Source organism: Rothia sp. 110740021-2, from assembly GCF_054263775.1.
On the sequence record NZ_JBSZFE010000001.1, the window covers coordinates 387,900 to 413,390 of the forward strand.

A 25,491-nucleotide genomic window follows, 5' to 3' on the forward strand; every position below is an offset into this window, starting at 1 on the left:
GTAATCCGTATCTGTCGTTGCGCTTACTTGCGGCCCGCAAGCTGGGTGCGGCGCTCAAAATATGCGGAGAGCTGGCCCAGCGGAACAGTGATAATCAGGTAGCACAGACCCGCAACCACCAGGGGAGTCAGACCCGCGTTAGCGGCGGTCAGGCCCTCACGGCCGAACTTTGCCAGCTCGTACTGAGAAACCGTCACGCCCAGCAGGTACACGAGGGAGGAGTCCTTGGTTAGCAGGATAACCTCGTTGGTCAGCGGGGGCAGAACCACGCGGAACGCCTGCGGAATAATGATCGAAATCATTGCACGAGTGTGGGACATACCCAGGGAACGTGCCGCCTCCATCTGGCCCTTCGGAATCGCCTGCAGACCCGCACGCAGAACCTCACTAATGTAAGCTGCCGAAACCATACCCAGGGACAGGGTCACCGGAATCAGGTTATCCACGAAGCGGATCTTGAACGCCAGGGGAATACCGTAACCGAAGGCGAAGAAGACCAGCAGCGCCGGGATACCACGGAAAAGCTCCACGTACAGGGTCGCAATCCAACGGTAGGGGGCGATGGAAGAAATACGCATGAGCGCCAGCAGCAGACCGCCGGAGAGGCCCACGATAAAGCCCAAGGTGGTGTACAGCAGGGTGTTCTTCAATGCCACGGTGATGACGTCGGGGAACTGCTGAGCCGCAACATCAAGGTTGAATACCTGCTGGCTGAGGGTCTTCCAGTCAGCCAGCAGAATGGCCGTCAGGGCGATAACTGACAGAAGGGCGTACTGTGCGTAGCTGAAGAGCTTCTGCTTCTGGCGGGGTGAGAGTTTAGAGGACATGCGCTTTCTTATCCGTGTGCTATTCGGTCAAGAGCGTTTTATACGCTCACAAGGGTAAAGGCCGGAGAATCCCCCAACCCAAAAGTAGTAAGGGTACTCCTGAATTGGGGGAGAAGCTAACCGGCTAGACGCTTAGGAAGTGGAGGAAGAGGCGCTCGTGGAGGTGACACCAACCCACTTGGCCTTCATCTTGTCGAGCTCGCCGTTTTCCTTGAGCTTGGTAATGGTGGCGTTTGCCTTGGTCAGCAGGGCCTTGTTGTTGGAGGAAACTGCTGCGGCAATCTGCTCGGTGTTATCGGAATCCTGGTAGGCGATCTTGAAGGAGTCCGGGTTGTTGGTCAGCGCCTCGGAAACCACGGAGAGGTTCGCTGCGACTGCCTTGATCTGGCCGGTCTTCAGAGCGGAGAACATGAGGGAGGTGTCTTCGTACTGGATGACCTCTGCACCGTTTTCCTTGGCGTAGGATTCGCCGCTGGTTGCCTGCTGTGCACCAACGCTGACACCCTTTAGGTCTGCTGCGGAGGTGATGGAGGAACCCTTGGGGACCAGGATTGCCAGGTTGTCGTCAAAGTAGACGGTGGTGAATTCCATCTTGCTCTTACGTTCATCGGTTACTCCGATACCCGCCAGAGCGATATCGCACTGACCGGTGACAAGGCCGGTACCGGAGTCCAGACCCTCGAAGCTGATGGAGGTCAGCTGAGCCTTCACACCCAGGTCGGAGGCGATAGCGTTGGCGATGTCTGCATCCAGACCGACGATGCTACCGTTTTCTTCGTATTCGAAGGGCTTGTAGGGGGTGTTGGTGCAGACGCTGAGGGTGCCGGACTTTACGAGGCTGACCTCGCCGTTAGGGTCGGTGTTCTCATTGGCGGTGGAGACGCAGCCGGTCAGTGCCAGGGGGAGCACTGCCAGCAGTGCGAGGGGTTTGAGGAATACCTTGTTGAAGATTGCGGTGTTCATTGGGATGCTCCTGTGTGAGGTGTGTTCTATGAACTCTAGGCTCCATTGTGCGCCCCTATGTTAAAAAATGCAAGAATATACATAAATATTCATAAATTTTGCTGAATGCGCATAAATCCCATCGAAAAAACTGAATAAAACCCCGAATTGGCGACTCAAAAATAACTTCAGAACGCACCTTAACACACCGTGCGACACTACTACGGGTTACCCAACTATTGAATCTAGTAACCTCCATGCCACAATTGAGAGCGTGAACGCAGAGAAGAATACCCGCGCAACCCGCGCAACCCTAGACAAGAAAACCAGCGATATCGCCGCCATGTTTGATACCGTCGCTGAACGCTACGACCTCATGAACGGCATCCTCTCGCTTGGTCAGCACATCTACTGGCGCAAACAGGCCGTCGCCGCCGTCGACGCGCGCCCCGGCCAGAAAGTACTGGACGTAGCCGCAGGTACCGGCGTCTCCTCCGAACCCTTCGCCGACGCCGGCGTGGATGTCATCGCAGCAGACCTCTCCGAAGGCATGCTCGACGTGGGCCGCCGCCGTCGTCCCGACATGACCTTCGTGCAGGCAGACGTCACCGCCCTGCCCTTCGAAGATGAAACCTTCGACGCAGTCACGATGTCCTACGGCCTGCGCAATGTCGCTGACTACCCCAAAGCACTGAGCGAAATCTACCGCGTGCTCAAGCCCGGCGGCCGCATCGTTATCCTCGAGTTCTCCACCCCAACCTTCGCCCCCTTCGGCGCGGTCTACAAGAACTACATTATGAAGGCAATCCCGCCGATCGCCCGCGCAATCTCCTCCAACCCCGAATCCTACGAATACCTCGCCGAGTCCATCATCACATGGCCCAACCAGCAGGAACTGGCGCAGAAGTTCAAGGAAGCGGGCTTCACCTCCGTGCAGTACCGCAACCTTACCGGCGGCATCGTCGCCATTCACCGCGGTTTCAAGCCTGGAGCCCATAACGCATAGACACCGCCTTCACACCCTACCGAAGATACCAACACCAAGAAGATAGAAGACACCGTGAGCAACGCAGAGCAACCCATTGCCGCAACCGACCTGCTGGGAGATCTCGACCTGAAGCTTCCTGCAGGCTTCGAACTCATCGCCGCAGACCCCAAGCTGGGTCCGCAAATTCTCTCCTCTCTCGCACGTATTGAGGAGCGCCTGGCAGAAGCCATTGAACAGACTGACCATCTGGCAGACGTCGCATCCCGTCACCTGCTCTCGGCGGGCGGCAAGCGCGTGCGCCCACTGCTGGCACTGCTCTGCGCAGCGGTCGACGGCGAAATCAACGATGACGTCATAGAAGCTGCTGTGGTCGTTGAGCTGACCCACCTGGCAACCCTCTACCACGATGACGTGATGGATGATGCGCCCAAGCGCCGCGGCGTGGACAGCGCCCAGATGATTTGGGGCAACTCCGTCGCGATTCTGACCGGCGATCTGATCTTCTCCCGTGCATCCCTACTGGTGTCCGAGCTGGGCACCCGCCCCATGAAGATTCAGTCCCAGACTTTTGAGCGTCTGGTGCTCGGCCAGCTCTTCGAAACCACCGGTCCGCGCGAGGGTCAGGACCTACTCGACCACTACATTGCTGTCATTGAGGGCAAGACCGGCTCCCTGATTGCCGCAGCCGGTGAGTACGGCTCCCTGCTTTCGGGTGCTTCCGAAGACGTTATCTCTATGGTCAAGGCGTACGGCGAGCTGGTAGGCGTGGCTTTCCAGCTGGCCGACGATGTGATTGACATTGTCAGTGACGGCAAGACCAGCGGTAAGACCCGCGGCACCGACCTGCGCGAGGGTGTGCCCACCCTGCCGACCATCCTGCTGGACCGTGCGGTAGCTGCCAACAAAGAATCCGCTATTGCTGTTCGCGCCCTGCTGGATGCCGATTTGAGCTCCGATGAGGCCTTGGAGACTGCAGTGGAGGCGCTCGCCGCCCACCCGGTCACCCAGGAAGCATGGCAGATTGCCTACGACTGGGCGGACCGCGCGATTGCCGCGATTGCTCCGCTGCCCGAGTCTACAGCAAAGGCTGCACTGGAGTCTTTTGCTCACGCTGTGGTTCACCGCGAAGGCTAAAACCTGCCGTTTAGCGTGTGCCCGAGTCTAACGACTCCGGGCGTCTCACACTTCAAAACCCCCGCTAAATCTGCCTGGATTTGGCGGGGGTTTTCTGTCTTTTGGCTAGTCCGCGCCGATTTATGGGATAGCTAGGGGTATGTGCTTTACCCCAAGAAGTTCCGCATACTGGGGCCTTTTTGACCAGCTCTCCGCCTTTAAGGTAAACCTTATGGAATGTCCGAGGTGCACATCCACCCCTCAGAAGCCTGACGGCTCCCACACCCAACCCGTGTTGGAGAGCCGTTTACTATTTCTGGACGCGAGTAGAACCCAACCACTCCAACGGGTTATTCTCGCACCAACCATCCGCGTCCCCACACATTCGAGGTTTACAACTATGGGAGCATCTACCCCTAAGGCGCCCACGAAGCGCGAAGGCTTCTCTAGCCGTCGCGTCTTTATCTTTGCCGCCATCGGTTCTGCTGTTGGTCTGGGCAATATTTGGCGTTTCCCCTACATCGCATTTGATAATGGCGGCGGCGCCTTCATGATCCCCTACATTGTCGCCCTGCTGACCGCCGGTCTGACTTTCCTTTTCTTTGACTACGCTATCGGTCACCGTGCGCGTGCGTCGTCCCCGCTAGCTTTCCGCCGTCTGAACCGTAAGACCGAGTTCATCGGCTGGTGGCACATGGGTATTAATTTCGTCATCGCTATCTACTACGCCGCTATTGTGGCGTGGTCGCTGCGTTACATGGTTTTCTCCTTCACCAATGAGTGGGGCGACAATCCGAAGGCGTTCTTCCAGGGGGAGTTCCTGAAGGTTGCAGACACTCCCGGTGTCTCCCTGGACTTCAACATGAACGTCCTGATTCCCATGGTTCTTGTGTGGGGCGTCCTGCTTGCTGTGATGGCTCTGGGCGTTCAGAAGGGTGTGGGTGCAGCCAACATCATCTTTATCCCGCTGCTGCTGGTCATGTTTGTTGGTCTGGTGATTTACTCGCTGACCCTGCCCGGTGCTGCTGATGGTCTGAATGCTCTGTTCACTCCCAGCTGGGACTCCCTGGCTAACCCCGATGTGTGGGTTGCAGCTTATGGACAGATTTTCTACTCCCTGTCTATCGGCTTCGGCATTATGATTACCTACTCCTCCTACCTGAAGCCTAAGACTGACCTGACCGGTTCCGGTGCTGTGGTTGGTTTCGCAAACTCCGGTTTTGAGCTTCTTGCGGGTATCGGTGTGTTCGCTGCTCTGGGTTTCATGGCTCAGGCTGCTGGCACCCAGGTGAGCGAGGTTGCAACCAGCGGTATTGGTCTGGCGTTCATCGCGTTCCCGACCATTATTTCTCAGGCGCCCGGCGGCGTGCTGATTGGTATCCTTTTCTTCGGCTCCCTGCTCTTTGCTGGTTTCACCTCCCTCATCTCGATTCTTGAGGTGATTATTGCCGGTATTCAGGACAAGTTCGCGACGTCCCGCCTGGCATCTACCATTCTGGTGGTTGTTCCGATGGCTCTGATTTCGCTACTGCTGATGCCGACCACCACCGGTCTGTACGTGCTTGATATTCTCGATAACTTCGTGAACCTCTTCGGTATTCTGGCAGCTGGCTTGTGCGCCATTATCGTGGTTGCATACGTGGTGCGTGCACTGCCGGCTCTGGCTGAGCACCTGAACCGCTACTCCTCCATCAAGGCTGGCAAGATTTGGATGATTCTGCTGGCTGTCGTGACCCCGCTGATTCTGGGCTACTCCCTGATTCAGAGCGTCATTAAGCTTGTGGCAACCCCCTATGAGGGTTACCCGGCAGATATGCTGGCTATTTTCGGTTGGGGTATGAGTGCACTCCTGCTGGTTGGCGCGATTGTTGTTTCTCTCTTGCCCTGGTCGAAGAAGTCTCGTGCTGCTGAAGAGCCTCCGGCGCCTCCGGTGATTGCCGGTCAGGTGGAGCACGGCCACGTTGATTCGACCATTACCCGTTAGGAGCCCTCATGTCTATCTCCGCAATTGTGATGCTCATTGTGGCAATCCTGATTATCTGGGGTGGCCTGGGTTTGGCTCTGCTGAACCTGCACCGTCAGCCGGATCTGGATGCTCTCGATGATGCTGCTGAAGCTCAGGGTTCTGAGCTTTAGAGTGTGAACGCGATACACAGTGATGCCCCGCAGGCTAACGCCTGCGGGGCATCACGGTGTTTTATGCGGGACTGCGTTTTGCGCGGGGTAGGGAGAGCTACTTACTCTGTACGTCTTCAGCCTGCACGAGCGGGATCATGCCGGTTTCCGGGTCGGACAGCGCGGAGACGCGGTAGGCACGGGAGGCACGCAACGCATCCACAGTGAAAATGACGAGAGCGACCCAGATGAGGCTCAGACCCAGCACCTTATCGGCGCTCATCTGCTCGTGCAGAACGGTCAGTGCCAGAACGAACTGGATGGTCGGGCCCAGGTACTGCACCATGCCGATGACGGAAAGCGGAAGAGCTTTGGTGGCCGCAGCAAAGAGCATGAGCGGCACAACGGTGACCACACCCGTGGAGGCGAGAAGCCAGAAGTGTCCGGGACCCTCACTGAGGAGAGTCATCTGTCCCTGCGCGTTGAGCACCAAGAGGGCGGCAACGCCGAAGGGCGCCAGGATGAAAGTCTCTAGAGACAGCGAAATAATGGGGCTGACATCGTGGGCGATGCGCGCCTTCAGCAGACCGTAGATGCCGAAGGTGAACGCCACGCCCAGACCCGTCCACGGCACCTGGCCATAGATGAGGCTCATGATCAGCACCGCAATACAGGAAATCGCCACAGATACCCACTGTGCCGGGCGTAGGCGCTCATGCAGGAAGATGACGCCCAGCACCACGGAGACCAGTGGGTTAATGAAATATCCCAGGGACACGTCAATGGTGTGGCCGCTGGTTGTCGCCATCACGTAGATAAGCCAGTTCGCACAGATGAGGAATGATGCCGCCGTCAGCACCAGCATGATGCGGCGGTCCCGTAGCGCACGGAGGAAGTCTGCAGTTACCCTCAAAATCGGTAGCAGCAGGGCGCAGAAGATGAGGGAGAAGACCACACGCGCCACGACAATCTCAATAGGGCCTGCCGGCGCCATCATCACAAAATACAGGGGGAGCAGACCCCAAATAATGTAGGTGCCGATGATGGCGATGAACCCGTTGCGGGTGGTGTGCTTCTGTGTTTCTGACATGGTTTCTTCTTCTGAACTAAGTTCTCGGTTACGTTCTTCTAATGCTAGTCCTCGGGATGCGCCAGCGGGGGCTTTGAATAGCACTGGGGGTACTCTACCTGCCGGGCACGCCTCAGGCGCGGTACCACGAGGATACCGCGCCTGAGGAATGTTGCGTATTCGGTTTAGAGGCCGAAGAAGCGGGAGAAGAAGCCCTTCTTCTTGGGCTGCGCTGCCTTGTGGCGTGCAGATTCTTCCTGCTCGCGGCGGGCTGCCTCTTCGTGCTCTGCCTGCAGGTCGGGAGTTGCACCAGAGCTGCGGATGGGCTCCACGTGCTGCTCCTCGTACTCTGCTTCCTTCTGCTCAACCTCGACGGGCTGCTCAGCAACAGGTTCAGCTGCGACCGGCTCCTTAACATTAACGTACTCGCCAGAAGCCTCAACGGTCTTGTGCTCGGGCTGCTCGGTACCGATGGATTCGTCGGTGTAGACGCGAGCCTGCTCGGTCTCTTCTGCTTCGTACTCGCCAGGCAGGGTCTCCACGGTAACCAGGCCGGGCTCTACGTGCTCTGCCGGGTCCTGATCGAAGGGAGCCTCGTCGGTGGGGTAGAGGTTCTCGGTGCTCTCAACGCCGGCAACCTCGGTCTCTGCGACCGGTGCGTGCTCGGCAATTTCTGCGGCACGCTCAGCCTCAGCTTCGGCACGTGCAGCGGCGCGTTCTGCCGCCTCCTGCTCGCGCTGTGCGTTCTGAGCCGCTGCCTCAGCAGCTGCCACGCGCTCAATCTCGGCCCGAAGTGCTGCAAGGGATTCGCGACGCTGTGCGGCAGCGGCTGCGCACTGCTCCAGAACTTCGGGGCCAACCTGAGGTTCAGCCTGCTCGATGCCACTGATTCGGCCCTCGTCGAACCACAGGCGCAGGGCGCCGTCGGTTGCAGTCAGCACTGCGGTTGCTTCGGTATCCCAGGCAATGTGGAAGCCACGCTGCTGAGCGTAGGAGTCCACCGCCAGAACCTGGTTGTGTACCTCTTCGCTCTGCAGGGTCTTAGCAATGACGCGGCCAATACCCTTGTAGGTCGGTGCCTCGAGGGTCAGCTCAGCGCCCTCTAGCAAGGTCCATGCGCGCACACCAGCACCTGCGGGCAGCGGGTAGTGTGCGTACAGGCCGCTAATGGTCTTGGTCGCCAGGGTCAGACGGCGTGCCAGAGACTCGGAGAGGGGCAGCTCGTCGGTGGTCAGCTCAACCAAGCCGTCACGCTCACCTGTTTCACGAGCCTGAATAGCGGCAGAAACAACGGAGTCGGGGAAGTAGCCCAGCTGCTGCCAAGACCAAATCCAAGTACCGCGGTTCTCAGATTCAGTGCCCAGTAGATGCGGCTTGAGCGAGAGCGGGGGAGTGGAGTCAAAATCCAGAGACTGGGAGGTGAAATCCACATTCCACTCGGAGGTACCCACGAGCTCGGCGAGTCGAGCCTGGTACTCGGTAGAGATAAAAATCGATGCGTCGATAAGGTCCTGCAGAGAATTCGTCATGCTTCAAGATTATCAACCTTTTAGCGTTCACCATGCCGTGTATCCCCGGTTTTAATGTGCGCTTTAGGCGTATTGGGCTCTAAGGTGCCTGATTGAGCCGTATCCAAGAGCTCTGAGGGAGAGGTAGAGCATATATCTTCCGGCGTAAACTATCTGCGTGGAGTGCCCGTGTTCGTTAGAATCGAAGGGACGGCTTCTTCCGGCACCCTGTAAGCCGACACTACGACCGGACACGGATGCTTCCAGCCGCGCCGTAATCACACTCAAGGATATATGAACTATGACTGAACCCCGCCTCGCCGAGACGAGTAGCCGTGCCGCGCGCATCCAGGACGCGCTGAACAACATTGGAAGCTGGCTGCTGGATGTCGTTAGTGTTGACCCCGGCTGGAGCGAAATAGTGCTGGACGTCAAACCTCTGGTAGGTCAGATTTTCGTGCGCGTGCGTGAATTCCGCAACGGTGAAGAGTTCATCGGTACCATCGGCCCGCTCAAGGACGGATCACCCATTATTGCTGAGGTCCGCAAGCTGCAGCGCGCTGCCTACGACGGTAACCGCGGCACCTGGTTTACCGCCTCCATCGTGGTTGCGGCTACTGACTGGCCCAACCCGCAGTTCAGCGTGGGTGCCTCCTACAACCGTGACGACGAGCCTGCTAGCTGGAAGAATGAAGGCACCCTGACCGCAACCGACGTGCGTGAGCACTTGGCTGAGTTCCCACGTGATGCTTCGCTTGTCCCCGCATGGGCTCGTGAGCGTATGGAGGGCCGTGCCCGCCACTCTGCCGTAGCTGCGCTGTCTTCGAACGAGCATGAGATTCCGAACCCGTACTTGGTCTCCGCTCTGGAAACCTTCCGTAACGACGTGCAGGAGCGAACCCTCATTAACGTGGTTCGTACAATGCTCGGTGGTGACGTTCTGCTCGACGCGACCGGTTCCCTGCTGATTCCTTCCGAGACGGACGCAATGGGCCCCGAATCGGTGCTGGCCCACCAGGTCATTCGGATGCCAGAGACCAGCATGCAGGCGCTGTGCGTGTTCTCCTCCTCCGAGCACATTGGCAAGAGCTACGTGCGTCAGGAATCCGAGGGGGATGAGCTGATTCTGCGTGAACCGGCGATGAAGGTCTTCATTGACTTCCTCAGCAATGAGGTGCTGGACTTGATCGTGGTTGACCCCGGTACTGACCATGAGTGCTACATTGAGCGCGCTCAGGTGCACTGGATTGTCACTTCTCCCCGCAATGACGGTGCAAAAATGGCGCTTGTGCAGGACAACATGCAGATGCTGCTCGGCTCGCTGGCGTCCCCGGCGTCCGTGCTGCTGATGGGTGTTGACCCGGCCGACCCGTCTGGTACCTCCTTCGTGTTTGACCCGGATGAGAATGGCAACCCGCAGAGCCTACTGGTGTTCACCTCGCCCATTGAGATTGCGGCACTGGACCCGCATGTTGAGGCGCGTTCGGCAAATGCCTTGGATATTCTGCGTTACGCCCTGGATATTGGCGCACCGAGCGTGAAGGTGAACGCAATTAACCCTTCCACTGTGTTGAGCGCGGCGCAGATTCGCGAGCTCCTCGATATTGTGCGTGGACAGGAAGCGGTCTTCGGCGCTTCTCCCCCTGGCGCTAGTGCATCCGCATAGTTCGTAAAACCCGTCACGTAAAATCGCCCGGAAGAAACACCCACACGGTGTTGTCTCTTCCGGGCGATTTTTGTGTTTGGAGAGGGTTGTAATCCTGCAAACGGGTTTAAAATATGGGGCCGGTGACTCAACCTCACTGAAAGTTACCGACCCCATAGTAGTAGCCAGCTGTGCGTCATGTTCTCGAATCTACAGGAGAACAGACGCTACCGTATCTTATGAACCAGATGCGGCGGCTGCCACGGCCTCGCGAACGCGAGAACCGAGCTCAGGGTGAACGCTATCCCAGTATTGGAACGCGCGTTCACGAATCTCGTCGGAACGAACAGCGCCTACGTGACCGGAGATGTTGCTGATCAGGCGTTCGCGTTCTTCGTCGTTCATGGTTACCTCGTAGAGGGTGCGAGCCTGCGAGAAATCATCATCATCCGGGCGCAGGGTGTAGGCGGTGCGTACCAGCTCGCCATCAGACTCCCAGCTACCTTCGCCAGCGCGTTCCGCATCCGCATGCGGTCCACCCAGACTATTCGGCGCGTAGGTCGGAACGGAGGGGTCGTTGAAGTTATAACGCATCGAACCGTCATGCGAATAGTTGTTCACCGGCGCTGCGTGTGGTGCGTTCACGGGCAGCTGTGCGAAGTTGGTGCCGATGCGGTAGCGATGCGCATCCGGGTAGGAGAAGATACGACCGAGCAGCATCTTATCGGGCGAAGCCGCGATACCGGGCACAAAATTCGAGGGGGAGAAGGCTGCCTGCTCGATTTCAGCGAAGAAATTCTGCGGGTTGCGATCCAGCACCATGCGGCCCACCTTGATCAGCGGGTAATCCGAGTGCGGCCACACCTTCGTCAGATCGAAGGGGTTAATACGGTAGGTCTTCGCGCTCTCATAGGGCATAATCTGCACATAGAGCGTCCAGGCGGGGTAGTTGCCACGCTCGATAGCCTCGCGCAGGTCGCGGCGGTGGAAGTCAGCATCCTTACCCGCCATTTCATCGGCCTGAGCCTGGGTGAAGAACTCGTTGCCCTGCTCGGTCTTGAAGTGGTACTTAACCCAGAAGCGCTCGCCCTCGGCGTTAATCCACTGGTAGGTGTGAGAGCCGAAGCCGTCCATGTGGCGCAGGGTGCGGGGCAGGCCGCGGTCGCCCATCAGCCAGGTTACCTGGTGCGCCGATGCCGGATTGAGGCTCCAGAAATCCCACTGCATATCGTGATCGCGCAGACCCGAACCGGGCATACGCTTCTGCGAGTGGATGAAGTCGGGGAACTTAATGGCATCGCGAATGAAGAAGATAGGAGTGTTGTTGCCTACCAGGTCGTAGTTGCCTTCGGTGGTGTAGAATTTCACCGCGAAACCGCGTGGGTCACGCCAGGTATCGGGGGAGCCGGATTCGCCCGCCACGGTTGAGAAACGAATCAGCAGCTCGGTTTTAACGCCGGGCTGAAAGAGCGCCGCACGGGTGTACTGCGAAACGTCTTCGGTGGTTTCAAAGTAGCCGTATGCGCCGGTTCCCTTCGCGTGCACCACACGCTCGGGCACACGCTCACGGTTGAACTGAGCGAGCTTTTCAACAGCGTAAGCATCGTGCAGAACGATGGGACCATCGGCGCCCACGGTGAGCGAATGATCATCTGAAGCCACCGGCGTGCCAGTGCTCGTGGTGGTGTAAGAACCGGGATGAATGGGGTTCTGCGGGGTCTGATACATATTTGCTTCTCCTTGTGTTTTTGGTGATGCTATGTGGTTTTCGACGAGCATTCTTCCTGTTTTAGGGTGCAACTAACGAACACCGAGGGGCTGTTTTCACGCCCGGAGTAAGGTGTGGGAATGTGGTTCGTTAGTGCTGAACGCTCGCTGCGGCTTGCATCTGGCTCTTCGCCAGTTCTGCTTCTGCCTCAGTTTGACAGCCTGCGCAGACGCCTCGATACAGTACATCTGCGCTAAAGAGCGCCATGCCATGAAAATTACTGGGAGTCAGGCAAGGCGCGGAACCGACCGCACAGTCCACGTCTTCGACCTTGCCGCAACGTACGCAGAAGGCGTGGTGGTGGTTGTCGCCCGTTCGGGTTTCGTAGAGGGCGGGGGTTCCCGGCGGCTCAAACTTGCGCAACAGGTCGATATCGGTCAGATCGGCAAGAATCACGTAGACCGACTGAACAGTGATGGCGGGGATGCGCTCGCGGACTGCCTGCACAATGGTGTCGGCGGTGGAGTGCGGGTGATCCTGTACTGCATGGAGTACGGCGAGGCGCTGCTTGGTGACGCGGCGGCCCTTGGCGCGCAGGCCGGTGGTCCATGCTTCTTCGAGCTGTTCGGGGCTCATTGCGGGGAGTAGAGGTAGGCCGGTGGTGTGGGCACAGCCAGTATTGTGGTGTTCTGGATGCTGGGTCTTCTTCGTATCGGAGGTTGTCTTTGCGTCGGTCATAGGTATAAGTCTACACATTATTATGAGAAGTTCATAATTATCTTATGAAAAACTCATAATAAGCCGGTGAAGTGTCCTTTTCATCCACTCTGTGGTGCCCCTCCGCCCCCCTCTGCTTCGGGTGTAAAAAGATGCCGTACAATCAAAGAACCTAGAGTAACCCGCACCGGCGATTACCATCAAGGAGGATAGGGGCATGGTATACGACTTCACAAATCCCATTTACATTCTGCTGATGGTTTTGCTCTTTGGTGTACCCATCGTGACCCCCGTAATTTACGGTCAATACCGCAGTACTACCACCGGTTTTGATCTGGAGGGGCAGCTGATGCTTGGTCTGCTCTTCACCCTTTTCCTGGGTGCTTACGGCACGATTCTGCTGCTCGGTATTTTCCCGACTGCTACGGCTCAGGTAATGGAGCAGGTGCCCCTGGTGAATATCCCGGGTGCCATTCCCTAACACCTTCCGCATAGATCGGTGCGCCGGTGACGCTCTGGGTGAATCTGCGTGCCATAAGGTGCGCTGGCGGGTGCTTACACGTACTCTATAGAGTCAAGTACACGCTGACCTATTTGCTCAGGAGGATACCCATGCACAGTCATAACAATGGATTTAAAACTGCCCTGCTGATGGGCTCCATGGTGGGCATGATGTTGCTCATTGGCGGTCTGCTCTCGGTGAGCTTCCGCTCCTCCATTTTCATCTGGATTATGGGTTTGTTCGGTTTGGCTTCGGTCGCGTACACCTACTGGAATTCCGATAAGCTCGCCCTGCGTTCCATGGATGCATACCCGGTTAGTCGTGAAGAGGTTCCGGTGCTTTACGACATTGTGGAGGAGCTGTCCTCCCGCGCGGGTCAGCCCATGCCTGCCCTCTACGTGGCGCCGACTATGACCCCGAATGCGTTCGCAACCGGTCGTAACCCGCAGAATGCGGCGGTGTGCTGCACCGAGGGTATTCTGCAGCTGCTGGATGAGCGCGAGATGCGCGGCGTGCTCGGCCACGAGCTGATGCACGTGTACAACCGCGATATCCTCACCTCCTCCGTTGCGGCGGGTATCGCCTCTATCATCGGTACTGTGGCTCAGTTCCTCTCGTTTGGGGCGATGTTCGGTGGATCCAACCGCGATGGTGAACGCACCAACCCCCTCGCCATGTTCGTGGTTGCCATGCTCGCTCCCATTGCTACGCAGGTCATTCAGATGGCTATTAGTCGCACCCGTGAATTTGACGCCGACGAGGACGGCGCACGTCTGACCGGCGACCCGCTGGCTCTGGCCTCGGCGCTGCACAAGCTGGAGAGCGGTGTGTCCATGTATCCGATGGATCCGAACAACCGCAATACCGAGGCGGCAAGCGCTATGATGATTGCGAATCCCTTCGGTTCGTTGAAGAATATGCTCTCTACTCACCCGCCGATGGATCAGCGTATTGCGCGTCTGCAGCAGCAGGCTCGTGAGATGGGTCAGTACTAAGTCTTTTCTCGCCCTCGTCTCCGGGCTTGAATGTGACGCTCTATGAATATGGCGTTGCATGAATATGACCCGGGGTGACGATTGTGACCCGCGATGACGGGTCGGCAGACAAAAAATCCTCGGGGTGGCTACTGTGGAAGTAGTTACCCCGAGGTTTTTTATGTATTGGTCTCTAACCGTGCTCCCTCGCGGGGGAGTGCATGAGCTTAGCGGTAGTTGGTGAACTGCAGGTCAACCTCAAGGTCGGCGGACTTGAGCATTGCAATGACTTCCTGCAGGTCATCGCGGGACTTGGAGGAGACGCGCAGCTCATCGCCCTGGATGTTCGCCTTCACGCCCTTGGGGCCCTCTTCGCGAATCATCTTGGAGATTTTCTTTGCCTGATCCTGTGCGATGCCTTCCTTGATGGAGCACTCGATGCGGGTTTCCTTGCCGGATGCGTAGGGTTTGCCGGAGTCCAGGGACTTCAGGGAGATGCCGCGCTTGACCAGTTTGGACTGGAAAACATCCAGCACTGCCAGTGCGCGCTCTTCGGCGTTTGCCTTGATGAGGATTTTGTCGCCGGAGTAATCGATTTCTGCGCCAACGCCGCGGAAGTCGTAACGCTGGGAGATCTCCTTCTGCGCTTGGTGCAGTGCGTTGGAAACTTCCTGCTTGTCCACCTTGGACACAATGTCGAATGACGATTCGCTAGCCATGGGCTTTCCTTTCGTGAATGAGGTGCTTCTGGCACCGGTTAGTACTAGCCTACCGGGTTGGGGCTCTTGTTCACAGCTAACTAACAGAAATACGGGCCTGTTTTACAGGTGTTACCAACCTAAAAAGAGGACAATAGAGATATGACCATTCATAATCTGTCTGTAACGGACGCACACACGAGCGAGGAAGCTCGCGATCTGCAAACCCTGCTCTTCATTGACTTACATACCTCTCTGGGTGCTGAGCCCGAAGATATTCCTGAGGCTGAGCGCCTCAGCGAGTCTGACCACAACGATATTCACCTTGACCAACATTCGCAAGAATCTAAAGATTCTCCCTTTGAAGGCATTGGTATTACTCTGACTGAGCCTTCGCTGGTGGCACGTTTCCGTGGTGTTCGCCGTGATCTGGAACGTGAGATTGCCGGTGACATGTGTACTGTTGAGCAGGCGCGCCGCTACCTGGAGCACCTGGAGATTGTGCTTCTGCTTGAACAGGATGGCGATATTCCTTCCCGTTCCTTCTAAAACTGCTGTAGGTGGTGGCTTTATTCACGGCTTTATTCATAAGGTGAGAGCACGCGCGCTGCGATAGATGTGTGCGATAGATATGGGTGCGCGGTGAGCGTGTGATGATGCTCTTGCGTGATGAAAAGACGATAAATGCAACCAGATATATAACCTTCGTCACAAAACCCTATGTGAAGTGTACAAGTCTCTAAAACTGCTGTAGAGTAGTCTCTGTTCGCTTGAGCGAGCAACTAGCACTTAGCTAGGCGGCAGGTTACCCGAGCGGCCAAAGGGGGCTGACTGTAAATCAGCTGGCACTGCCTACGGGGGTTCGAATCCCTCACCTGCCACAAATAGCCCGGTTACAAAAGTAACCGGGTTTTTGTGTATCTAAAACTAGTTTCAGGGTGGATCCCGTAGCCGCTTTCTAGCCAAGCCGCTTTCCACTGCGAAGATCTTCTACCATAGTGGTCTTCCACGGTTGAGCCCGTATTTTCTTGGTGCCCACATTGGGGGCTTTCCCCAGGACGCTGTAGGGGATAACCAAGGGGCTTCGCCTGCCGAGTCGGGCGCCTCCATTATTCGGCTATGAGGGCATTCGCCAGAGTATTCGCGGCACGCCCGTAAACCGGCTGAAACAGCCGCGAAAAGTACTTACTATGACCGCAATTTGTCATATCTTTCACAATGTTTGAATCCCAGGGCGAACAATTAGCGATTGGGGTCTTGAGGGTGTAGCTTTATCTCATGGCTACTATTGAAATTACTCAGCAGAACCTGACTGCTACCGTCGAGAGCAACGACATCGTCTTCCTGGACTTCTGGGCAGATTGGTGCGGTCCCTGCAAGCAGTTCTCTCCCGTCTACGAGGCGGCTTCGGAGAAGCACAGTGACATTGTTTTCGGCAAGGTCGACACCGAGGACCAGGGCCAGCTTGCTCAGGCAGCAGGCATCACCTCCATTCCCACCATCATGGGCTTCCGTGGCGGTATCCTGGTTTACCAGCAGGCTGGCGCACTGCGCGAAGACCAGCTGGAGACCGTAATCGGTTCGATCCGCGAGCTCGACATGGACAAGGTCCGTGCAGAGATCGCAGCAGCAGAGGGCTCTGCAGAGAAGAAGTAAGGCTCAACACTACAAAAGAGCTTGAACGGGGTGTACCCGCCGGCACAACCGGCAGGGGCGCCCCGCCCCCTTTTTAACCTCGTGAGGGTGCAGGAGCATTAGCGGTCGCGGTGATCCTCAATGGTCATGCGCGCCCCGTAGCGCTGCTTCGAAAAGCCTGAAGCATGCATGAGCCGCACCAGACGCTGCCGATGCGGGCTAAAGGGCGCCAGCAGAGTGAGCATTCCCGCATCATCGGTGCGCTGACCGGTGAACAGCTCACCGACCGCGTGCGCCAGATGGTAGTCGCCCACGCTGATGGCGTCAGGGTGCCCGCACACCCGTTGCAGGGCCTCGGAAATACTCCACGGGCCCACACCGCGCACAGTGTGCAGGCTTCGCGCCAGTAGCGCGATGTCGCCTTCTGCCGCAATGTTTTTTAGAGATTCTGCGGAACGAGCGTAAGCGTACACAGCGTCGTAGCGGCTTTTATCAACGCCGGCCCGATGCCAATCCCAGGTAGGAATCATCGCCAGGGTCCGGGCGCTTGGGTAGACGCGCATTCCTTCCGGCTGATGCCCCAACCCGGTTAAAGGGGCGGGGGAACCGTACTTTCGCAGAACCCAGCCCAGGGCTCTGAACGCTTCGGTCTGGGTGATGCGCTGCTCCACAATGGCGTTGAGCATCTGCCGGTCCAGCTGCCCCGAGGCGCTGAGGCGGAGCCCCGGATTCTGCCGCCAGGCCTGCTGAACACGGGACGGAAGAGACTCAAAAGAAGACAGCGCGCCGAACTGCTCAGCGGGGTCGTGCAACCCCAGCCAGTACGTCATTTCCTGCGCTAACGCCTGAAGGTCGGCTCGCGCCTGCATCTGCTGATTAGCGGCACTATAAGAAACCCAGATGCGAATACGCATCGGGCGCATCAGCAGGCGATGTAGGGAGGGGAGGGCCTCGGGAAGCTTAGCGGGCTGCCCCAATCGTTCGGCGTACAGCACTGCCGGGAACTCATGAAACGGCGTGCGAGCCGTCAACCAAATCCTTTCGGCACCATCCGCGCGGCTCAGCGCACGATACGAAAGATCCTGGGCACCGCGGCGTAGCGACCCCAACGTCTGCACCAACTGCACCGGAACATGCGGCTCAATCACAACCTCGCACACCTCCGGGCTCAGAACGCCCGGAAGAGACGAAACAGCGGGGGAGAGAGTACGAATCTGAATGCGTGGTTCGTAAAGAGCATCCGCAAGCGCCGGTGCATAGGGTACACCAGCTGCCGCCAAAGGATGCCGGGTGTGCCGTGCATCCGCTTCGGAGCGGCCATGCGGAGAAACAGGAGGAATCGTACTCACCCCACCAGTCTATTCCCTCATTGACGATGCCCAACCAATATACGCCCCTCAGCTAAAGTGACAGAAATACCCGGCAGAGCAGTCACACCGCTAATGCGATACCCTAAAAGATAGAGCAGAAATGAACGCAAACACCGCCACCGGCACTATATAGGCTATGCGTTCTGCCCGTTCACAAGGGCGCCTACAGCCCGGACATGCACCCCGAGAGAAGGACGCCTATGGCAGCGGAAGCACAAGAAGCATCCTCGAATACTGACGCACCTGAACAGAAGAACAGTACCGCCACCAGCGCGGGCCGTACTCAGCGCGCCAAGAAACAGTCGCGTCAGTCCCTTACCGAGCGCGTCAAGAGCATCCGCCCCCTAGAACTACTACCCGGTCTGTTGCTATCCGCCGCCGTTATGGCGTTGTACACCTACTATTCGCTGCAACAGATGAAGCACTGGATTACCCCCTCTTGGGATCTAGCGATTTTTACCCAGATGGCACAGGCGTACTCGCACTTCTCTGTACCCATCGTGCCTATTAAGGGGCCCAATTTTAACCTCTGGGGTGATCACTTCCACCCGATTCTGGTACTCCTGGGACCTGTCTATGCGTTGTTCCCCTCACCGACCACGCTACTGGTGGTGCAGAACGCCCTGGTTGCCTTCGCAAGCTTTGCCATTGTGCGCTTCACTCAGCGTGCCTTCGCGCTCGCCCAGAAAACTGAAGATACGCAGAAAACTGAAGATGCGCAGAAGAGCGAACCGACGCAGAACGTTCAATCCGCAAAACTTCAGGGCGTTATCCCGACCATCACCGGTCTGCTACTCGGCGCCGGATTCGCCCTCAGCTTTGGCGTTCAGCAAGCTATCGCCGCCCAATTCCACGAAGTAGCCTTCGCCGTGCCGCTGCTCGCCATGAGCCTCGGTTACCTGGTGCTCGCCTCTCGCGTGAGCGGCACCGAACGCGCACGCTACCTCGCCTATGCTTGCTGGTGGGCTCTACCCATTGCCTTCGTCAAAGAAGATATGGGCATTACTGTCGCAGCCATCGGCCTCATTATCTTTATCCGCACCGGCTGGCTGAGCACCGCCGTAGACATTCTGATGCCGCGCCTCTCTGTGGGCACCCCGGCCCCGATGCGAATCCGCGTGCATCAGCTCTACTCCTCCTGGGCTCGCACCCCCGCCGTCGCCGAATCGACCATGGTCATGATTTGGGGCGTATTCTGGTCGGCCGTTGCCATCTACGTGATTCTGCCCTACTTCAACAGTGGGGGACACTTCGACTATGCAGACAAGGTGAACTTCTCTGCGGCTCTGGGCGACCCCTTCGGTTCGGCACTGCAGATGCTCAGCAACAACACCAAGCTGGCAACCCTCAGCCTGCTACTCATTACCGGGGCAGTCCTCTGGGTGATTTCTCCGCTCGCGGCAATAGTTCTACCGACCCTTGCGTGGCGTCTGCTCTCCACCATGGAGTCCTACTGGGCAAGCACCTGGCACTACTCGCTCGTGCTCATGCCCATCGTCTTCCTCGCCCTGCTTGACGCCGTCATGCGGATACGCTACGGCGTGGTTCCCGCAGTGGTTCCGATACGCTCGGCTACGCGCGCAATCGATAGCGCCTCCGCACAGAAACCTCAGACCAACACCCAGCCCAGCCGCCTCACCGCCACGGTACGCCGCATGCCCGTGTGGGCTCTACCCGCCGTGGCGCTCTTCCTTGCTGCATCCCCGATTTTTATGCCCGGCTCCCAGCAGCCCCTCGCATCCCTGGGTAATGTGCAGTTCACCGCCTCCGCGCTGACTAGGACTGACCAGATGAAGCAGGACGCCGTCCAGAAGGTACCCGAAGGGGTATCGGTCGCATCTGACCTGTCGATTCTGACTCAGCTGATTCCTGGTCGTACCGTCTACTGGATTGGACATGATGGTGAGCCTGCCCCCGACTACGTGGTCATCGACCGCATGAGCAACTCCTGGGGTGGCAACCCGCCGACCAACGCCGCACAGTATGCGGCTGACCGCTACCGCCACTCCTACGCGAAGTACGCGACCGTTGGCACGATTGATATTGTGCGGCGCGTAGATTAATCCGAGGACTACATAGGCATGATGCGTGCCTGAAAAAGCGCCCGCCCTCCGGCTGTGAGGGTGGGTGCTCGCCGTTAAGAGATGAGGTTTTAAGCACCTTTTGAGGTCAGATAGGTGCCGCTACGGTACACTAGGTAGAACACGGGAACCCCCGATGAAGGTCTTGTGCGCACCCAGCACCCAAGGTGGTGCTGGAATTGTAGGTGCGCCGTACTCACCATCACCGATTGATACGCCCCATAAACTTGCGGTTTACACCGTACACGCGGGCTTCTCTTAACGATCTCTGGTCCAGCGTCTTTGCTACGTCTGCTGTAACAGACACACCACCGCCGTAGAGCGAGAAGGCGAACCACCAGGAATACGTGATATTACATGTGAGCATTACCCACCCTGTACACCCCTGTATCACAGGGACTACTGTGCGCCGAGCGTAGAGTATGAGTAGACGTGCGGATAATGTGCAGAGAAATTCAAGACCACCCCCAGCAAAAGCCGCTACCCGTAGCATCCGCAGAATACCTCTGCAGAATGTGCCGGTAACGGAGGCTCCCTGGACGTTCTACTCCCCAGGGGATGATGTGTGGCTGGGCCGTGAAGGGGACACCCGGTAAGCGCCGAAAAGCGTGCGCTTCCACCCCTACCGTATAGAGGAAAAATTGACTGAGAATACTGCTACCCCGGCCGAACTGAATGCCGAGGCAGAGGCCGTTGTGACCACCGAGAATACCCTTGAGAGCACTGCTGTAGAAGCAGAAGAAACCACCGTAGAAACTACTGCAGAAGCACCCGCCGCAGAAGAAACCGCCGAAAAGGCTGAAGAAGAAGGCGTACGCTTCACCGACCTGGGCCTGGATGGCCGCGTCCTGGCTGCCCTGGAAGAGGTTGGCTACGAGAAGCCGTCCCCCATCCAGGAACAGACTATCCCCCTGCTGCTTGAGAGCCACGACGTGGTTGGTCTGGCACAGACTGGTACCGGTAAGACCGCAGCATTCGCGTTGCCGGCACTGTCCCGCATGGCTGAACTCGCCGACATCAACGGCGTCTCCCGCGACACCCAGGTTCTGGTTCTGGCACCCACCCGTGAGCTGGCTCTGCAGGTTGCAGAAGCCTTCTCCTCCTACGCAACCCACATGGCGGACTTCACCGTTCTGCCTATCTACGGTGGCTCCCCCTATGGCCCGCAGCTGGCCGGTCTGCGCCGCGGCGCACAGGTCGTTGTCGGTACCCCTGGCCGCGTGATTGACCACCTGGAAAAGGGCTCCCTGGACCTGTCCAACCTGCAGTACCTGGTGCTGGATGAGGCAGACGAAATGCTGCGCATGGGCTTCGCCGAAGACGTGGAAAAGATCCTCGAAGGCACCCCCGACACCAAGCAGGTTGCACTCTTCTCCGCAACCATGCCCAACTCGATCCGCAAGATCGCTCAGCAGTACCTGAATGATCCCACTGAGATTCGTGTCAAAGCTAAGACCACCACTAGCGCAAATATTACTCAGCGCTACATGCAGGTCATGCACTCCCACAAGCTGGATGCAATGACCCGCGTGCTCGAGGTCGAAAACTACGACGGCATTATCGTCTTCGTGCGCACCAAGAAGGAAACCGAGGAAGTTGCCGACAAGCTGAAGGCACGTGGTTTCGCGGCAGCAGCGATTAACGGTGACATCCCCCAGCAGCTGCGTGAGCGCACCGTTGACGCCCTGCGTGACGGCCGCATCGACATCCTCGTTGCAACCGATGTAGCGGCACGCGGTCTGGATGTTGAACGCATCTCCCTGGTCGTCAACTACGACATCCCCCACGACACCGAGTCCTACGTGCACCGTATCGGTCGTACCGGCCGTGCAGGTCGCGAGGGTGCAGCAATCCTCTTTGTCACCCCGCGTGAGAAGTACATGCTGCGTCAGATCGAGAAGGCAACCCGCCAGAAGGTCGAGCCGATGCATATGCCCACCGCAGAGGCAGTGAATGAGACCCGTAAGCAGCGCTTCGCTCAGCAGATTACCGAGACCATCGAGTCTGAGGACCTGAGCTTCTTCCGCCAGATTATCGAGGACTATGAGAACGAGCACGACACCACCGCTGAGGACATTGCAGCCGCACTGGCTATTATCGCTCAGCAGGGTCGCCCCTTCTTCCTGGATGAGGAGGAAGATATTGCCCGTAACTCTCGCCCCTTCTCTGACGATGATTCGGACCGCGGCGGACGTAAGGCAAAGCGCGCGCACAACGACGAGGGTATGGTCAACTACAAACTGAACGTTGGCCGTTCCTCCCGCGTGACCGCAGGTGCTATTGTGGGTGCGCTGGCTAACGAGGGTGGCATTAAGGGCTCCCAGATTGGCTCCATCGACATTCGCCAGCACTTCACCATTGTTGGCCTGCCCGAGGACCTGCCCCGCGACTTCTTCGATCGCCTGCGCGACACCAAGATTGCTGGCGAGTTCATCAACATCCGCAAGGACAACGGTCCCAGGGGTGGCGGCCGCAGCTTCGGTGGTGGTCGTCGTGAGGGCGGTTTCCGCGACTTTGATCGTCGTGAGGGTGGCCGTCGTGAAGGTGGCTACCGCGGTAACCGTGACGGTGGCCGTGACTTCGGTGGCAAGCGCAATGACCGTGACTTCGGTGATCGCGACTTCGGTGGCCGTGATAACCGCCGCGATGGCGGCTACCGCGGTAACCGTGATGGTGGCCGTAACTTTGGCGGCCGCGGCAAGCGCTACTAAGATTTCGGCTAAGCTTGAACCTGCGGTATGAGGGCTTGCTGAGGCTATCGGTTAGTAGCCTTGTCATCCGCATATGATTCAAGACCGGCAGGGGAGTGATGAGCTCTCCTGCCGGTCTTTATGTATTTGTGTGTTGATGTGTTTCCAGCAGCTGTTGCGGTGGCATCTGGTCAATGCTGGGCTCCTGGTCTTCACTGGGCTCTCATGCGGCAATGCGGAGAACAATCAAGCATAAAATGTGGCGTATGCCATATCTTTTCCGCTTGCGAGCATTCGTGAAGACCTGTATAGTTTTACCTGTTGCCCCGATAGCTCAGTGGTAGAGCGCCATCTTGGTAAGATGGAGGTCCCGGGATCGATTCCCGGTCGGGGCTCTCTCATTAATTCATGCGAGAGCACGTATTAATGATGTGGCGGTGTAGCTCAGCTGGTTAGAGCGCACGACTCATAATCGTGAGGTCGACGGATCGAGCCCGTCCACCGCTACGCCCCGATAGCTCAGTGGTAGAGCGCCATCTTGGTAAGATGGAGGTCCCGGGATCGATTCCCGGTCGGGGCTCAGATAAGCCTGTCTCTTCGGAGGCAGGCTTTTTTGTTTACCTATTTTATTTACCCAAAGCCCAGTCTGCAGGCGCTTAGCGAACGGCTCGATGCCGGGTAAAGCAAAGCCCCCGAGAAAAAATCGGGGGCTTCATCTTTATGCTCTAATCTAAGCGTTAGGAGGTGCGGCGCACAACCGGCAGCTGGGACAGTAGCTCGTAGGAGCGCAGACGGTCCTCGTGCTCCCATGCCTCGGTCATGACGATAAGCTCGTCAGCGCCTGTGCGCGCCACCAGGTCCTCAATACGAGCCTGCGCGGTGGTGGGGGAACCTACGATTGCCTCGGCGGTCATACGTTCAATGTGCATCTTCTCAGAGTCGGTCCAGATGGCGTCCATATCTTTCACGGGAGGTGCAAAAGACAGATTGCCTCGCACCACACCCAGGAAATGCTGCTGCTGGGTCGTGTACAGGTAGCGTGCTTGCTCATCGGTATCGGCGAGCATCGCGGTTGCACCCACCATGACGTAGGGCTGTTCCAGGTGCTCCGAGGGCTTGAAGTTCGCACGGTAGGTGTCCACCGCCTCCTGTAGCATCGCGGGTGCAAAATGCGAAGCGAACGCGTAGGGTAGACCCAGCTGCGCGGCAAGCTGCGCACCGAACAGGGAAGAACCCAGAATGTACAGGGGCACATTCGAGCCCTGACCAGGAATGGCGTGCACACGGTGCATGGGGGAGGGCTCACCCAGGAAACGCTGCAGCTGCTGTACTTCGGAGGGGAAGCTCATGGCGGCAGAATCGTCGCGGCGCAGAGCGGCGGCGGTCATCGGGTCAGTGCCGGGCGCACGGCCCACACCCAGATCAATACGACCGGGGTGGAACGCGTTGAGGGTACCGAACTGTTCAGCCACCACGTAGGGTGCATGGTTGGGAAGCATAATGCCGCCCGAACCCACGCGAATACGCTCGGTTGCGGCGGCAATCTCCGCCATGACCACGACGGTTGCAGAGGACAGCAGGGAGCCGGCATTGTGGTGCTCGGCGACCCAGAAACGCTCGTAGCCGTAGGATTCAGCCGCGCGGGCGGCATCGATGGTATTGAGCATGGTCTGGTGCTGACGCTGATCGGGGCGGTGCGGCATCAGGTCAAGCACCGAAATTTTTATGTTGGAAGACATAATTTTTCCTTCTTGATTGATTGCGGGTACCCGTTCAGCATACGCTTGCTCAGGCTGTAGGGGTAGGGGTGTGCCGGGCGCCTTCGCTAGTAGGTAAAAATGCGACGAAATACTGCACGCCTACATTCTGGCTGCCTGCATACCGGTTATCTGCACAGTGGTCTGTCCACTCTGTGCATTTGAGCTGAACACTGTGCATAAGAACGGTAGACTGAAACCATGAGCATTAACCCTGAGATTGTAGGCAGGGTCTACCCGTCCGAGAACACCTACGTTGTCGGCCGTGAAAAGATCCGCGAATTTGCCCGAGCAGTTCACGCAGAAAACCCCCTCCACCACGACGTTGAGGCAGCCCGCGCGGCAGGGTACGCAGATGTGATTGCCCCGCCGACCTTCGCCATTATCCTGGCGCAGGCAGCTGACGCGGCACTCATCAACGATGATTCCGCCGGTATTGATTTCTCTCGCGTGGTGCACGCCGACCAGCGCTTCACCCACCACCGCCCCATCGTTGCCGGTGATGAGCTGCGCACCGAAGTTCACGTGGACTCCGTACGCGTCATGGGTGCTGGCGCAATGCTGACCACCCGCGAAGAAATCGTTGACGCGCAGGGCGAGCCGGTCACCACCTGCATCTCTTCCCTGCTGGTTCGTGCTGAGGAGGAAAACTAATGGTGCGTTTTGAAGATCTTGAAAAGAGCCAGGACATCGGTTCGCGTACCGTGGAGATCTCCCGCGCTTCGCTGGTGCGTTATGCTGGCGCATCCGGTGACTTCAACCCGATTCACTGGAACGAGCGTTTCGCTCAGTCTGTGGGACTGTCCGGCGTGATTGCTCACGGCATGCTGACCATGGGTACCGCAGTGCAGCTCGTGAGTGACTGGGTGGGTGATCCCGGCGCGATTGTGGACTACCAGACTCGATTCACCAAGCCCGTTCCCGTGGCGGATGCACCTGGCGGTGAAAACCCCGACACCCCCACGAACGCCCTGACCATCAGCGGTAAGGTGGGTGCCCTGAATGAGGAAGAGTGTACCGCCCGCATTGACCTGACAGTCACCGCTCGTGATGAGGAAGGCAAGGAGCAGAAGGTTCTGATGAAGAGCCAGGCTGTGGTTCGTCTCTCGGCATAGAGTTTCTGCGCTTGCAGATAGCCGTGTGAAAGCAACC

Annotated in this window: 22 protein-coding genes and 4 tRNA genes; 17 read left to right on the forward strand and 9 right to left on the reverse strand. The window is 57.9% G+C overall.

What is annotated here, in order from left to right; translation table 11 throughout:
* Positions 1-23: 23 nt before the first annotated feature.
* A complete protein-coding gene (locus ACUXHH_RS01655) occupies positions 24-827 on the reverse strand; it encodes an amino acid ABC transporter permease (RefSeq protein WP_279740777.1) in 804 nt (267 codons plus the stop codon).
* Between the two features lie 132 nt (positions 828-959).
* Positions 960-1,790: an ABC transporter substrate-binding protein gene (locus tag ACUXHH_RS01660; RefSeq protein WP_458390692.1), complete on the reverse strand. Its 831-nt coding sequence runs from the start codon at positions 1,788-1,790 to the stop codon at positions 960-962.
* A gap of 253 nt (positions 1,791-2,043) precedes the next feature.
* Between ACUXHH_RS01660 and ACUXHH_RS01665 the strand changes: the two genes are divergently transcribed.
* The 4 genes from ACUXHH_RS01665 to ACUXHH_RS01680 all read left to right on the forward strand — a co-directional run bounded on the left by ACUXHH_RS01665 (position 2,044) and on the right by ACUXHH_RS01680 (position 6,006).
* On the forward strand, positions 2,044-2,775 hold the full coding sequence (locus ACUXHH_RS01665; protein WP_279788536.1) for a demethylmenaquinone methyltransferase: 732 nt from the start codon (positions 2,044-2,046) through the stop codon (positions 2,773-2,775).
* Between the two features lie 54 nt (positions 2,776-2,829).
* A complete protein-coding gene (locus ACUXHH_RS01670) occupies positions 2,830-3,891 on the forward strand; it encodes a polyprenyl synthetase family protein (protein ID WP_279740772.1) in 1,062 nt (353 codons plus the stop codon).
* A 379-nt stretch (positions 3,892-4,270) separates the two neighbouring features.
* Positions 4,271-5,854 carry a sodium-dependent transporter gene (locus ACUXHH_RS01675; RefSeq protein ID WP_279740771.1) on the forward strand — a complete coding sequence of 528 codons (1,584 nt, stop codon included), beginning with the start codon at positions 4,271-4,273 and terminating at the stop codon, positions 5,852-5,854.
* 8 nt (positions 5,855-5,862) lie between these two features.
* Positions 5,863-6,006 carry a methionine/alanine import family NSS transporter small subunit gene (locus tag ACUXHH_RS01680; RefSeq protein WP_083311170.1) on the forward strand — a complete coding sequence of 48 codons (144 nt, stop codon included), beginning with the start codon at positions 5,863-5,865 and terminating at the stop codon, positions 6,004-6,006.
* A gap of 97 nt (positions 6,007-6,103) precedes the next feature.
* Here the strand turns inward: ACUXHH_RS01680 and rarD are convergent, their stop codons facing one another.
* Both rarD and ACUXHH_RS01690 read right to left on the reverse strand, forming a co-directional pair.
* On the reverse strand, positions 6,104-7,075 hold the full coding sequence (rarD, locus tag ACUXHH_RS01685) for an EamA family transporter RarD (protein ID WP_458390693.1): 972 nt from the start codon (positions 7,073-7,075) through the stop codon (positions 6,104-6,106).
* Positions 7,076-7,239: 164 nt separating this feature from the next.
* On the reverse strand, positions 7,240-8,583 hold the full coding sequence (locus ACUXHH_RS01690) for a DUF6882 domain-containing protein (RefSeq protein WP_458390694.1): 1,344 nt from the start codon (positions 8,581-8,583) through the stop codon (positions 7,240-7,242).
* A 280-nt stretch (positions 8,584-8,863) separates the two neighbouring features.
* On the opposite strand from ACUXHH_RS01690, the gene ACUXHH_RS01695 reads away from it, so the two are divergent.
* Positions 8,864-10,228: an SseB family protein gene (locus tag ACUXHH_RS01695; protein WP_458390695.1), complete on the forward strand. Its 1,365-nt coding sequence runs from the start codon at positions 8,864-8,866 to the stop codon at positions 10,226-10,228.
* A 216-nt stretch (positions 10,229-10,444) separates the two neighbouring features.
* Here ACUXHH_RS01695 and ACUXHH_RS01700 read toward each other — a convergent pair whose 3' ends face one another.
* Together ACUXHH_RS01700 and ACUXHH_RS01705 are read right to left on the reverse strand one after the other, a co-directional pair.
* Entirely contained in the window at positions 10,445-11,935 is a 1,491-nt protein-coding gene (locus tag ACUXHH_RS01700) for a catalase (RefSeq protein ID WP_279754833.1), read from the reverse strand.
* 130 nt (positions 11,936-12,065) lie between these two features.
* Positions 12,066-12,653, reverse strand: a complete 588-nt coding sequence (locus tag ACUXHH_RS01705) for a Fur family transcriptional regulator (protein WP_070685758.1) — start codon at positions 12,651-12,653, stop codon at positions 12,066-12,068.
* Between the two features lie 196 nt (positions 12,654-12,849).
* Between ACUXHH_RS01705 and ACUXHH_RS01710 the strand changes: the two genes are divergently transcribed.
* Together ACUXHH_RS01710 and htpX are read left to right on the forward strand one after the other, a co-directional pair.
* Positions 12,850-13,113 (forward strand): hypothetical protein, encoded by a 264-nt coding sequence (locus tag ACUXHH_RS01710; RefSeq protein ID WP_070685756.1) that lies wholly within the window; start codon positions 12,850-12,852, stop codon positions 13,111-13,113.
* 131 nt (positions 13,114-13,244) lie between these two features.
* Positions 13,245-14,129, forward strand: a complete 885-nt coding sequence (gene htpX / locus ACUXHH_RS01715; protein ID WP_070685754.1) for a zinc metalloprotease HtpX — start codon at positions 13,245-13,247, stop codon at positions 14,127-14,129.
* A gap of 206 nt (positions 14,130-14,335) precedes the next feature.
* Here htpX and ACUXHH_RS01720 read toward each other — a convergent pair whose 3' ends face one another.
* The gene (locus tag ACUXHH_RS01720; protein ID WP_070685752.1) at positions 14,336-14,827 is read right to left on the reverse strand and encodes a YajQ family cyclic di-GMP-binding protein; all 492 of its coding nucleotides are present in this window, start codon (positions 14,825-14,827) and stop codon (positions 14,336-14,338) included.
* Positions 14,828-14,968: 141 nt separating this feature from the next.
* Between ACUXHH_RS01720 and ACUXHH_RS01725 the strand changes: the two genes are divergently transcribed.
* From ACUXHH_RS01725 to ACUXHH_RS01735, 3 genes are all read left to right on the forward strand, one after another.
* The gene (locus tag ACUXHH_RS01725; RefSeq protein WP_279788545.1) at positions 14,969-15,355 is read left to right on the forward strand and encodes a hypothetical protein; all 387 of its coding nucleotides are present in this window, start codon (positions 14,969-14,971) and stop codon (positions 15,353-15,355) included.
* A gap of 250 nt (positions 15,356-15,605) precedes the next feature.
* Positions 15,606-15,687 (forward strand) — tRNA-Tyr (locus ACUXHH_RS01730).
* 397 nt (positions 15,688-16,084) lie between these two features.
* Positions 16,085-16,462: a thioredoxin family protein gene (locus ACUXHH_RS01735; RefSeq protein WP_005504813.1), complete on the forward strand. Its 378-nt coding sequence runs from the start codon at positions 16,085-16,087 to the stop codon at positions 16,460-16,462.
* Between the two features lie 98 nt (positions 16,463-16,560).
* Here the strand turns inward: ACUXHH_RS01735 and ACUXHH_RS01740 are convergent, their stop codons facing one another.
* Positions 16,561-17,790, reverse strand: coding sequence for a DNA-3-methyladenine glycosylase family protein (locus ACUXHH_RS01740; protein ID WP_458390696.1), 1,230 nt, complete (start codon positions 17,788-17,790; stop codon positions 16,561-16,563).
* 221 nt (positions 17,791-18,011) lie between these two features.
* Here ACUXHH_RS01740 and ACUXHH_RS01745 point away from each other — a divergent pair, with 221 nt between their 5' ends.
* The 5 genes from ACUXHH_RS01745 (at position 18,012) to ACUXHH_RS01765 (ending at position 23,162) form a co-directional block, all read left to right on the forward strand.
* Positions 18,012-19,874: a DUF2079 domain-containing protein gene (locus ACUXHH_RS01745; RefSeq protein WP_458390697.1), complete on the forward strand. Its 1,863-nt coding sequence runs from the start codon at positions 18,012-18,014 to the stop codon at positions 19,872-19,874.
* 659 nt (positions 19,875-20,533) lie between these two features.
* A complete protein-coding gene (locus ACUXHH_RS01750; protein WP_458390698.1) occupies positions 20,534-22,603 on the forward strand; it encodes a DEAD/DEAH box helicase in 2,070 nt (689 codons plus the stop codon).
* Between the two features lie 302 nt (positions 22,604-22,905).
* Positions 22,906-22,977: transfer RNA gene (locus ACUXHH_RS01755), tRNA-Thr, on the forward strand.
* 38 nt (positions 22,978-23,015) lie between these two features.
* Positions 23,016-23,089 (forward strand) — tRNA-Met (locus ACUXHH_RS01760).
* A gap of 1 nt (position 23,090) precedes the next feature.
* Positions 23,091-23,162: transfer RNA gene (locus ACUXHH_RS01765), tRNA-Thr, on the forward strand.
* 157 nt (positions 23,163-23,319) lie between these two features.
* Here ACUXHH_RS01765 and ACUXHH_RS01770 read toward each other — a convergent pair.
* A complete protein-coding gene (locus ACUXHH_RS01770) occupies positions 23,320-24,321 on the reverse strand; it encodes an LLM class flavin-dependent oxidoreductase (protein ID WP_279741380.1) in 1,002 nt (333 codons plus the stop codon).
* Between the two features lie 219 nt (positions 24,322-24,540).
* On the opposite strand from ACUXHH_RS01770, the gene ACUXHH_RS01775 reads away from it, so the two are divergent.
* Together ACUXHH_RS01775 and ACUXHH_RS01780 are read left to right on the forward strand one after the other, a co-directional pair.
* Positions 24,541-24,993: a MaoC family dehydratase N-terminal domain-containing protein gene (locus tag ACUXHH_RS01775; protein WP_005504824.1), complete on the forward strand. Its 453-nt coding sequence runs from the start codon at positions 24,541-24,543 to the stop codon at positions 24,991-24,993.
* Entirely contained in the window at positions 24,993-25,454 is a 462-nt protein-coding gene (locus ACUXHH_RS01780; RefSeq protein WP_279741377.1) for a MaoC family dehydratase, read from the forward strand. Before ACUXHH_RS01775 ends, ACUXHH_RS01780 begins: the two co-directional genes overlap by 1 nt.
* Positions 25,455-25,491 lie beyond the last annotated feature (37 nt).